The organism is Thermoleptolyngbya sp. M55_K2018_002 (genome assembly GCF_015295965.1).
Taxonomy (GTDB): Bacteria; Cyanobacteriota; Cyanobacteriia; order Elainellales; family Elainellaceae; genus Thermoleptolyngbya; species Thermoleptolyngbya sichuanensis.
Map to the genome: position 1 here is coordinate 1 of NZ_DVEA01000422.1, position 11,607 is coordinate 11,607.

Genomic DNA, 11,607 nt, shown 5'->3' on the forward strand with positions numbered 1-11,607 from the left:
CGCCGTGGAAATCGTCAGCCCCGTGATGACATTGCCCGGTTCGCGGTTGAGCGTTTCAGCAAGCTGCTGGGCCATCGCGGGATCGATCGCCCCGTCCAGCGTCACGGTAAAACTCGTCGCCTCCTCGGCCACACGCCAGGGAATCGGCCGGTTCAAATCTACCACCAGGCGATCGCCCCAGGCCTGCTTGCCTTGTCGCACATTACTAATCTGCCCTCGCGGGGTAACGATTTGCAACGATGGCCCGTTGACGGAGACATTCCAGCCGAGCGATCGCGCCAGATCGGTCACATCCACATAGCGATGCTGCGGGGTCAGCCAGCTTCCTAACACGAGCGGCTGTTGCAACGGCTCTGTAAACCACTGTACGGGCTGCTGCTGAGGCGCAGCATTGCTCAACAAATGAACGCCAAGCGTCTGAGCCAGGTCTACATCCGCCACACCGACCCGCCGCTGCCAGACCGTCCACGCCCCCGGCAGAGTTTGACCGTTGATCACCAGTTGCCTGCCCTGGGTGACCAGTTCCCCCACGGGTGCTGCCTGCGCCAGGTTGGGAGTCCAGGCGGCCCCAATTGCCGCAGACTGCATCCTGGCTGGCTGCTTGGACTGGGCTGCGGTGTCGCTGGCCAGGGTTCCATAGATCCCGCCTGCCAACAGCGGCAACCCCAGCCAGCCCAACAACCTAGTCTGCCACAGGCGCGGCTGGCGTATCCCGTGCCGACGCAACGCAGCAGACCGACGAGAAGCAGGCAGTTTGCGAGGCTGCTGACGCAGAAAGTCGAATTTCACCACGGCACCGTAACCCTATTGCTGGAAAGATTTCTGGGGCGATCGCTAAACCCATTGCAAACGCAAGATCCCTGACGCGCCATCTGGGATCAGAGTTTCTGTCCGGTGGGCTGTTGCAATTTGGGGGCGATCGCTCGTGGACTCCAATCTACTCGTGGACTCCAATCTAGAGGATGACTGCGGGCAACGACAGCCCTTCTCAATGTTTCGCAAATTTCGCAAATAGTTCGCAAATCTCGAAAATCCTATCTCGAACGTGCTGCAAATTTCGTTTCCCGACGTTCATTCCCAGATCGCTCACAAAGCCTCGATCACAAAGCCAGACCCGCAGCCTGAAGCCCGATCCTTGCCAAGATGCATAACTCCGTCTGGCGCAGCCGATAAATCTTTGTAGGCACAGGAAAGTCGCTTGCCGAGGATCACGCTATGAACACCCCTTGGAAACGCCTCCTTCAAAAAACCGCTGGCTGGCTGGTAGTCGAAGTGATGATGAACCTGACCGGGCTGGACACGCTGGCAGACTTTGGCGAGTTTCTGTTTGACCTGCACCCGGTGGCACTCCAGTCCCAACCCTCCGACCTAATCACCACTCTGCATCAGCCCTCTGTCCCGGCTTGGATGGGCTGAGCATGAGCCAGTTTAAGGACTAAAGAACATGGCACGCTGCTCATTTTGGAGCAATCTTGGAGCAATCATCGATCTCGCCGCGCTCCAACAATCGTGATTGAAATCACACCCCATTGCGACAGCAAACACGAGCGCCGTCCTGGAATCTTGGTGAATCGGACTGAATTCAAAAATAGGTCAAAACACACCCCCAAAGACCACTCCAGGTCTTTATTCAAATCAGGAGAAGCCCCCATGAATTCCTTTTCATCTAACTCCCAGCCCGAGTTTGAGTCTGCTGAGGCGATCGCCCAATTATCGATCATTTTCGGAAAATATCGCGGCAGCATGATCGCCTTCCAGGGACATTTATCGAAACCCCAGGAAGTCCCTAATTCGGCACTTTTGTTGCGCTATCGGGGCGTGTTTTACCTGAAGCCTCAATGAGCCGAGAATCAAAATCCGCCATTCCAAAATCCGCCATTCATTGACTCGTTGATTTCCTCATTCATTTGCCCATTCATTTGCCCATTAATTTGCAGAAATGAATCGAGGTGCATCCAGTCCTCTGCGGTTTACTCAATTTGGCTTTACCCGCTCTTAGTCATGCGTGAATAAGTTGAACTGTACGCCTCAAGCGTGATAGTTTCTGGAGGTCTAGATCTAGAGATTTAAACCCATCCAGAGACTCCGCTTGAGGCGATCGCACCATGCAGTTTGGCCCCGGTTTCACCGCTACATTTCTGTACTACTTCGCCAGCACTGCGCTTGTGTTTACGCTGGTCACAGCGCTATCCCTGGACACGGCGATCGCAGGGGTTCCGCAGCAGGTCGGGCTGATGGGCGGCCTGCTGGGCGGGCTAATCGGGGCCTACTTCAATCGCTCGGTGTCCGTCGAGCTGCCCTTCAAAAGCAAGAAGACCTTCTGGAAGCAGCTAGACCCTATCCTCTCGGACTTGGGCTATCGGCTCCGCCAGGATGCGCTAGAAACCGAGGGCACAGAAGAGATCCGGGTCTATGAGCGCGAGGGGCTGCAAAAAGCGCTGTCGGGGAAAATATACGTGCAGCTTGAAAAAGATACCGCAACCCTGGCAGGACGGGCCGTGCAGGTCAAAGCCATCCGCAGACGGCTGGGCTGAGCCAAAACACCGCCCACAACACCGTCTATGCAGTTCGCCACTAAACACACCTACCCCCCCTGGATGAGCGATCTCGCAACGTCCAGCCCCCAGCCGCCTACCCCTAACGTGCCAAGCCAGACGCATCGGGGCGGGACAACCAGAGTAGGATGACAACTGTAGCCGTCTCCCCAGCGGTTTTAGCGGTTCCCCAACGGTTTCCCAGCCATGACCCCCAGTCCCCGGCTTTTGCAACACACCCCCGCGCGATCGCTCTCGGAGGTCTATCGCACGCTCCAGCAAGCGCCGCTGGAAACCATTGAAGAACTCAAAGCTTTCTACCGCAAAGAGCTAAACGAAGTCCGGGGTGGCGACCGGATGCAGCGGATTCAGATGCGCTTGCGGCGGGCCTATGCCGACGGGATTCCCTTCAAAGCCTGCGTCATGGGGCATCGCGGCGTGGGCAAATCGACCGAGATTTCGCGGCTGCTGGCGCACGTCCGGGATCAGTTTCGCGCCATCCGGTTTAGCGCCATGACGGCCCTCGATCCGGGCAATTTTCGAGCGCTGGATGTGCTGCTGTTGATGATGGCTGAGGTAACGGAGCGAACGGCGCGTCCCGTAAACCAAGGCGGCGCAGGCAAGCGTCCATCAGACCAGCGGCTTCGGGAGATTTGGGACTGGTTTGCCACAGAAACCGAGATGCGATCGCAGGCCCAGGATGCCGCCATGCAACTGGAAGCAGGCGCAGGCCTTCCGGCAGACTCGCTCTGGGGCAAGGTGTTGGGGCTATTTGCCAACCTCAAGAGCGAAATCAAGTTTGCCGCCACGCGCAAAGTCGAAGTGGTGGAATATCGCATCAGCCGCTTGATCAAGCTGATCGACATCGCCAACGCCCTGCTGGATGAGTGCAACCAGCACCTCCGATTGGCCAGCGGCCACGAGTGGCTATTTGTAGGCGAAGACTTTGACCGGGCAGGCATCCCCACCGAGCGCACCGAGGAACTGTTCGTCACCTATGCCAACCTGTTCCAGGACTTGCGGACGCATCTGATTTTTACGCTGCCCATTGGATTGTACTACTCCTCCGCTGCGCCGCGACTGCCCTTCCCGATGGATTGCAGCTTTGTGATTCCCGATACGCCCGTCTACGACCCCCACCACAAGCTGAATCGCCCTGGCTCCCTAGCTGTGGGCAAAGTCTTGCAGGCGCGGATGGATTTGAACCTGTTTGAAAAAAACCAGTGGCTGCGAGTGGCGATCGCCTCTGGGGGCAACCTGCGCGATTTGTTCGCCTTGGTCAACTATGCCGCCGACACGGCCCAGTTGCGGGCCGCCGCTCAGATCAGCGCCACAGACCTGGATGCGGCAATCGTCAACCTCCGCAGCGACTATGAGCGGCGACTGGGACAAAGCCCCTATGATCGAGAAGTCGTGACCTACGACCACAAGGTGGATCGCATGAAGCGAATCTATGCAGGCGACCAGGAAGCCCAAATGACCGACCCGGTTATGTATTCCCTGCTGAACTCGCGGGCCGTGCAGGAGTTTAACGGCCAGCGCTGGTTTGGGCTACACCCAATGGTCGTGGATATTTTGGGTCGGCAGGGTCACCTGGAAGCCGATGGGCAGGGTCGTTTTCCTGGAGGCACGATTTAGCGACAATGGCAGACCCAGTTTCCCCATCAACAGGCAGCATTGCTGACATTAGCGCCCGACTGGTGCTGTGGGGCGGGCGAGAGATGCCGGGCATGGCGCGGGTGGAATATAGCTCGGAGTTTTCGCGGCAGGAAGTGATGAATCGGGTGCGGGCCGCGCTGGAGCCGCGAGGTATTCCGGTGTATGACCTAGAGCTACGGCCAAACCAGTCGCCAGCGATCGCCGTGGCCGATCTGCTGGAGCGCCTTAGCCAGTTGCCGCCCGGAGTGGCCTCGATTACGGGCTTTGCCAGAGCCTTTAGTCCCCAGGTGCCGCTCGAAGAGGCGCTGCGACTGCTCAACTATCACCGCGATCGCTACGCCAGCCTTCCCCTGCGCCAGATCTGGTGGATGACTCCCAGCTTTTTTCAGACCGCCATCCACGCCATGCCGGATATGAATAGCTGGTTTAGCCCCCGACTGGCGCTGACGGAGGTGGTGTGGAGCGATTCTATGGATGTCGCTGACGAAGAGGACGGCGCAACCACGCCACTTCAGGATGCCCGGTTCCAGGCGCTGCAACTGGTGCAGCAGTTTCGGTCAGCGCGGGCGGATGGCATGAGCGACCTGGAATTACTCAAAACTTACCTGCTGCCCGCGCTGGAGGTGCTGGCCAGTGCCGATGCTCAGAAGGATCTGCGGCATTTGACGACCGAGTTTGAGGGACTTTTGGGGCAACTGCGGCAGGCCGATTCGCTAGATCTGGCCAGCAGCCTCGATCGCCTAGCCACGATTTACCAGAAACAGGGGCGCTATGCCGAAGCAGAGCCGTTATTTCGGCGATCGCTCCAGTTGCGAGAACAACATCTGGGGCCGACGCATCCTGAGGTGTCCACCGCCCTCAACAACCTGGCCCTGCTCTACCAAGCGGAGGGGCGCTACTGCGAGGCGGAACCTTTGTTTCAGCGGGCGCTGACCCTCGATGAGCAGGTCTATGGCCCGCGCCATCTAGAAGTGGCGACCGATCTGCACAACCTAGCAGGGCTGTATCAAGATCAGGGCCGCTATGACGAGGCCGAGGCGCTCTATCTGCGATCGCTCGCCATTGATGAACGGTTCTACGGGGTCGAGCATCCCGACGTGGCCACCGACCTCCACAGCTTGGCAGGGCTATACCAGGATCAGGGCCGCTACGACGAAGCCGAGATGCTCTATCTGCGATCGCTCAAGCTCCGCCAGCGGCCGGGCATCGACCCCCTAGAACTCGCCCGCAGCCTGAACAATCTAGCAACGCTCTATCGCGTGCAGGGCCGCTATGAGGAGGCAGCGGATCTGTATCGGCGATCGCTCGAAATTCGCAGACAGCAGCTTGGGGACGACCATCCCGACGTGGCCACCAGTCTTAACAACCTGGCGCTGCTGTATAAGGTGCAGGGCCGCTATGATGAGGCAGAAAAACTCTATCGGCGATCGCTCGAAATCCGAATGCAGCAGCTTGGAGACGACCATCCCAAAGTCGCCTCCAGTCTCTACAATCTGGCCAACCTGTATCAGGATCAGGAGCGAACAGAGCAGGCAGAAGCACTCTATCGGCGATCGCTCGAAATTCTAGAGCAGCGGCTCGGCAAGACCCACCCCGAAACTGCCACCGTCCAGAGAAGTTTGGCAAGCCTGCACGCACCCGCCAAGCGTCTCCAGCATCAACCCTCTCCTTCAAACTAATCCAGTTTGATCTGCTCCCATGCCCGACCCCCTCGCCCAACCAGCCCAGCCCAATACCCCCTCTCGCTGGCGGCAGGGCGAGTTGGTGGAACTGACGATTACTGACCTGAGCAACAGCGGCGACGGCGTGGGGCGCGTGGACGGGCGGGTGGTGTTTGTGCCGGATACGGCCGTGGGCGATCGCCTCATCGCCCGCCTAATCCGCGTCAAGCCACAGTTCGCCCAGGGCAAGCTGCATGAGCTATTGGAACCATCGGGCGATCGCATCCGGCCCGCCTGCATCGTGGCCGATAAGTGCGGCGGCTGCCAGTGGCAACACCTCAGCTATGCCGCCCAGCTTGTCGCCAAGCAAAACCTCGTCACCCAAGACCTAGAGCGCATCGGCGGCTTTGCTAATCCCCCAGTCTCCCCCATTCTGCCCCTTTCCCCCTCCCCCGCGCTTTCCCTCAACTACCGCAACAAAGCCACCTACCCCCTCGACCGGGGCGAGTCGGGCCAGGTTCGCGCTGGCTACTACCAGAAGGGCAGCCACCAGTTGGTGAATCTAAACCAGTGCCCGATTCAGGATGCGCGGCTGAATCCCTTGCTGGCGGAGGTGAAGCAGGATATTCAAACCCGCGGCTGGAGCATCTACGACGAGCGGCTGCATCGGGGCAAGCTGCGCCATCTGGGGCTGCGGATTGGGCGACACACTGGGGAAATGCTGCTGACGCTGGTGAGCGCCGAGGCAGGGCTGGTGGGGCTGGTCGAGCAGGCGGAAGAATGGCTCCAGCGCTATCCCGACCTGGTGGGCGTGGCGCTGAATCTAAATCCGGCGCAGACGAACGTGATTTTTGGCCCAGAGATGCGCTGCATTGCGGGGCGCAGCTATTTGCGGGAAATCTTTGCAGGGCTGGAGTTTCAGATTCAGCCGACGACGTTTTTTCAGGTGAACACGGAGCAGGCGGAGGCTCTGCTGGGGGCGATCGCCTCCGAGCTCAACCTCCAGGGCGACGAAATCCTAGTAGATGCCTACTGCGGCATCGGCACGTTTACCCTGCCCCTGGCTAGACAGGTCAAGCGGGCGATCGGCATCGAGCTCCATCCGGAGTCGATTCAGCAAGCTTGGACCAATGCCTATCAAAACAACATTGCCAACGCGATGTTCCAGGCGGGCACGGTCGAAGAACTGCTGCCCAAGTTGGACGAACAACCGGATGTCGTGCTGCTCGATCCGCCGCGCAAGGGCTGCGATGCCTTAGTGCTGGAAACGCTGCTCAGCCAACTGCCGCGCCGCATTGCCTACGTGAGCTGCAACCCGGCAACCCTAGCCCGCGACCTGAAGAGACTCTCTGCCGACGGAACCTATCGCCTCACCCGCGCCCAGCCCGTCGATTTCTTTCCGCAAACGCCCCATGTCGAATGTGTTGCATTTCTAGAGAAATTGTAATAATGTCTCAAAAACTGTAGCTTTTGATACTATTTCAAGATTCCCTGACTACAATAAGCACATGGGCTGTTCTGAAAGTTTTCTGAAAAGTTTTCTGAAAAGTTTTCTGAAAACCCAAACATCGCCTCAGCTTTGTCGTTTTGCGACCCATCGCCAAGGAGGTCTTCATGGCAGATTTTGTGTGCCAGATTCCCGTTCCCCAAACGCAGCAAGAGCTTGACCAAGCCGTTCAAACCTATCTCAATGCCAACCTCAGCGGTTTAGACCTGTTTTGTCACTGGCAGGCCATTCGGGAAGCGGCGATCGCCCAGAGCGGTTTCCCCAGCCCAGCGGAGTCGGACGAAGCCGGGGCGATCGCCGGAGAAGACAGCTATTAAGGATTGCTCAGAGAGACTTCTCAGCTCAATCTTTCTGCTCAATCTCTCAACTTAATCCTTCAACTCAATCTCTCAAAGTCGTTGTGCAGCCTGCTGTGCAGCGATTCTCTTTTTCAGCGCTGCTGCGAAAGCTTGCACATTGCTCAATAAGCTTAATAATGGGAGTACGCAGGTTCCATAACACTTCACGAAAAATTTCCCGATTTGCCGTCTTTAATAAACCTTTGGCTTGATTCATTTAGCTTTGATCTGGGCGATCGCCTTCAGCTTTGTATGCTGAACCAGAGAGCCAACCCCAAAGGCGCTTCGCCCTGCCAGCGCCAGCACTGCATCCTGCGACTTTCTGCTAGCTGTGCTGCGATCCACATTCGGCAAACGCTCAATAATAAATGCGGCAATCAATCCGGCAAGCAACCTGAACTCTGCCACAGCGGTTATGTCCACCCCAGCTTTCTCTCCGTCGGGTCTGTCGTCCTCCGATGCGCTTCGCACCCTCCAGTCCCAGCTTGACCGCTACTACGAAGAGGTAAAGCTGATTATCCTGGCGCGGCAGCACCCGGTCACCGGACTCCTCCCCGCCAGCACCGCCATCAATTCCCACGGCAACTACACCGATGCCTGGGTGCGCGACAACGTATACAGCATCCTCTGCGTGTGGGGGCTGGCGCTGGCCTATCGCCGCATTGGGGAAGACCGGGGGCGCTGCTATGAGCTAGAGCAGAGCGTCGTCAAGCTGATGCGCGGGCTGCTGTTTGCCATGATGCGGCAGGCGCACAAGGTTGAAAAGTTCAAACAAACCCAGCACCCACTCGATGCGCTCCACGCCAAATACGACCTGGCAACGACCAACACAGTGGTCGGCGACGACGGTTGGGGCCACCTGCAAATCGATGCCACCTCGATCTACCTGCTGATGCTGTCGCAGATGACGGCTTCGGGGCTGCAAATTATTTTCACGCTGGACGAGGTGAACTTTATTCAAAACCTCGTCTACTACATTGGCCGCGCCTACCGCACCCCCGACTACGGCATCTGGGAGCGCGGCAACAAAATTAACCACGGCAATCCAGAGCTAAACGCCAGCTCGGTCGGCATGGCCAAGGCGGCGCTGGAGGCGATTAGCGGCCTCGACCTGTTTGGCGTGCGCGGCAGCCAGTCGTCCATTATCCATGTCCTGCCGGACGAAATTGCCCGCGCCCGAAACACGCTGGAATCGCTGCTGCCCCGCGAGTCGGCATCCAAGGAAGTAGACGCGGCGGTGCTGAGTGTCATTGGCTATCCCGCCTTCGCGGTCGAAGACCTGAGCCTAGTGGAACGGACTCGCAATAACGTCGTGACCAAACTCCAGGGCCGCTACGGCTGCAAGCGATTCCTGCGGGATGGTCACCAGACCGTCATCGAAGACCCGACGCGGCTGCACTATGAACCGTGGGAACTGAAAGCCTTTGAGCATATTGAGTGCGAGTGGCCGCTGTTCTTCACCTACTTGTATCTGGACGCGCTGTTTCGCGGCGACACCACCCAAGCCGAAGACTATCGCCAAAAGCTGGACGCAGTGCGCGTGGAGAAAGATGGGCTGAAACTGCTGCCAGAGCTTTACTACGTGCCACAAGAGGCGATCGCCCCCGAACGCGAACACCCCGGCAGCCAAACCCGCTTGCCCAACGACAACCTGCCCCTCGTCTGGGCCCAGAGCCTCTATCTCCTCGGTCGGCTCCTCCAGGAAGGGCTGATTGCCCCCGGCGACCTCGACCCCCTGGGGCAACACCTGCGCCTGGGTCAGCATCCCAGACCCCTGGTGCAAATTTCCCTGCTAGCCGAAGATGAGGCACTCCAGGCAGAACTGGCCGCCTTTGGGGTAGCCACACAAACGCCCAGCCAGATCGACCCAACCCAGGTGAGAACCTCGGGCCAGCTTTCGGATGTGCTGACCCAGATCGGGCGCAACGACAAACTGGGCCTGAGCGGTCGCCCTATCCGCCGCCTGCGGAGCCTCACCACCTCCCGCATTTTCAAGATCAAGGGCGAAACGATGGTGTTTTTGCCGTCGTTTCTGGACCAGCAGCAGTTTTATCTAACGCTCGATTACCACATCTTGGTGTCCCAAATCCGCGCTGAGGTGGCCTACATCTGGCGACACTGGAATCGCCTCGGCCGCCCCACCATGACGCTGCTGCTGACCCACGACATGCTGCGCGACAAAGAGCCACTGCTGGAGCTATTTAGCGAGCTACGCGACGGGCACTGCGGCGGCATTCCCGTTACGCTGGGCCGCTTGCAGGAACTCATGCGAACCGCAGGCACCGAGCGGTTCGATTTCATCCACGAATTTGTGTTTGAGACCTCACCCGTGCAGGATGCCCTGCCCACCCCCTATTTCCTAACGCTGCGCCCCGACCGAAACCACCCGCTCAGCAGTGCCGAAGAGTTTCGCCTGGAGCGTGAAACGGATGTGCCCGCTCTGCTAGAACGCCTGCGCCATTCCGAAAACCTCTACGAGCAAATCGAAGTGCTGGAGGCGCTGAATCGGCTAGAGGGGCTGGCGTTTGACACGGGCTTTGGCGGGCCAGGGCGATCGCTCACCGTTGCCGATCTGCTCGACGAGATTTATGCCAAGGCCAGCCAACTGCGGCTGTGGGGCATTATCCGTCAGGCGGCGGGCCTGCTCGATAAGGTGGACGTGAACCTGTCGGACGCGGTGACAGATATCCTCGTGCGGCAAAAGCAAATTGCAGTCGGCAAGTCCTATAGCGAAGACTCGCTGATGACCAGCCCCATGTCCACCTTTGAAATCATGGACAAGATCCGCGAGTTTGTACGGCAGGACGTGCGCGATCGCCCCCTGACTCAGGAAATCCTGGTCTACCTGAGTATGCTGATCAAGACCGACCCGCACCTGTTTAAGGGCGTGCTCACGCTGCGCGTCGGCTATCTAATCCTGCTAATTACTAGCGAACTGGCGCGAGAACTGGACGTGACGCAGGATGAAGCCTACGAGCATTTGATGCAGCTCAGCCCGTTTGAGGTGAAAACGCGCCTCTACAAAGTCTTGCTGGAATATGAACAACTCAACGACATTCTCTTCCAGCAGGAGTCTCTGCACATCCGCCAGCAGCAAAATATTCAGTGGGCAGCCGTGCCCGTGGCTCCTGAACTGGTGGAACCCAGCGGCGAAGAGACGGCGGCGAGCGACTCTGCCAGCGGCGGCTGGGCCAAAAAGCGCCGCATGGAAGGCGCACTGACCAAGGTTCCCAAAGACTTCTACCGCTGCGTGTGGCGCGTGTTGCAGCACTGCAAGGGACTGGTCATCGGCGACAAGTTGGATCGGCGCAACCGCCTGGAAAGTGAACTGCTGCTGGAAATGACCCCCGGCGAGACAAACTTTGCGCTGCGGGTGGAACACCTGCTGAACAAAATCCAGGCTCCCGAATATCGCCAGGTGAACGTAGAGGCGCTGATGGCCCTGGCGGCGATCGCCGAACAGAACCCCGATCTCCAGTTCGAGGAATACATCGTGCTGGACGTGTTCATCGGGCACGCCGTCCGCATCGCCTGGCTAGAACAGCACCCCGAAGATGCCAACCGCTACGACGAGCGCAAAGGCCAAGCCTGGCCAGCCTTCTACGAACTGCCGCCGACCGCCGTTGCCGACGCAATGGTGAAGGCGCTGAAGTTCCTGACGGAATTGGGGCAGTCGCAAGCAGCGTAGGTTTTGGGATTTTTGGGCGTTTGGGATTTTTGGGCGTTTGGGGTTTTGGGGCGTTGGAGTATTAGAGCAATCGTTACTCCATCACTCCGTCACTCCATCACTCCATCACCAAACTTTGCTTAAGTCCAGCCGGAACCCTGGCAGCACGGGATCGCCGCTGAGGGAGTCGGGGTTTTCTAGAATCTGCACCGACTCGCTGGGGCGGTAGAGATAGGCGCGG

General features: G+C 58.6%; 9 protein-coding genes and 1 pseudogene. 8 read left to right on the forward strand and 2 right to left on the reverse strand.

The features are described 5' to 3' along the window. Window positions 1–792: pseudogene (locus IGS51_RS21010) on the reverse strand (hypothetical protein); the annotation flags it as partial. A 423-nt stretch (window positions 793–1,215) separates the two neighbouring features. Here IGS51_RS21010 and IGS51_RS21015 point away from each other — a divergent pair. The 7 genes from IGS51_RS21015 (at window position 1,216) to IGS51_RS21045 (ending at window position 7,678) form a co-directional block, all read left to right on the forward strand. Continuing rightward, window positions 1,216–1,416, forward strand: coding sequence for a hypothetical protein (locus IGS51_RS21015; RefSeq protein WP_297080707.1), 201 nt, complete (start codon window positions 1,216–1,218; stop codon window positions 1,414–1,416). A 234-nt stretch (window positions 1,417–1,650) separates the two neighbouring features. Then, entirely contained in the window at window positions 1,651–1,842 is a 192-nt protein-coding gene (locus IGS51_RS21020) for a hypothetical protein (protein ID WP_297080708.1), read from the forward strand. A gap of 263 nt (window positions 1,843–2,105) precedes the next feature. Then, window positions 2,106–2,534, forward strand: a complete 429-nt coding sequence (locus tag IGS51_RS21025) for a hypothetical protein (protein ID WP_297080709.1) — start codon at window positions 2,106–2,108, stop codon at window positions 2,532–2,534. 207 nt (window positions 2,535–2,741) lie between these two features. Beyond that, window positions 2,742–4,172 carry a hypothetical protein gene (locus tag IGS51_RS21030; protein ID WP_297080710.1) on the forward strand — a complete coding sequence of 477 codons (1,431 nt, stop codon included), beginning with the start codon at window positions 2,742–2,744 and terminating at the stop codon, window positions 4,170–4,172. A gap of 5 nt (window positions 4,173–4,177) precedes the next feature. Further along, entirely contained in the window at window positions 4,178–5,872 is a 1,695-nt protein-coding gene (locus tag IGS51_RS21035; RefSeq protein WP_297080711.1) for a tetratricopeptide repeat protein, read from the forward strand. A gap of 19 nt (window positions 5,873–5,891) precedes the next feature. Continuing rightward, window positions 5,892–7,301 (forward strand): 23S rRNA (uracil(1939)-C(5))-methyltransferase RlmD, encoded by a 1,410-nt coding sequence (rlmD, locus tag IGS51_RS21040; protein WP_297080712.1) that lies wholly within the window; start codon window positions 5,892–5,894, stop codon window positions 7,299–7,301. 167 nt (window positions 7,302–7,468) lie between these two features. Then, window positions 7,469–7,678 carry a hypothetical protein gene (locus IGS51_RS21045; RefSeq protein ID WP_297080713.1) on the forward strand — a complete coding sequence of 70 codons (210 nt, stop codon included), beginning with the start codon at window positions 7,469–7,471 and terminating at the stop codon, window positions 7,676–7,678. 234 nt (window positions 7,679–7,912) lie between these two features. Here the strand turns inward: IGS51_RS21045 and IGS51_RS21050 are convergent, their stop codons facing one another. Further along, window positions 7,913–8,107, reverse strand: coding sequence for a hypothetical protein (locus IGS51_RS21050; protein WP_297080714.1), 195 nt, complete (start codon window positions 8,105–8,107; stop codon window positions 7,913–7,915). Window positions 8,108–8,114: 7 nt separating this feature from the next. Between IGS51_RS21050 and IGS51_RS21055 the strand changes: the two genes are divergently transcribed. After that, a complete protein-coding gene (locus IGS51_RS21055) occupies window positions 8,115–11,387 on the forward strand; it encodes a glycoside hydrolase family 15 protein (RefSeq protein WP_297080715.1) in 3,273 nt (1,090 codons plus the stop codon). The last annotated feature ends 220 nt before the right edge of the window (window positions 11,388–11,607 follow it).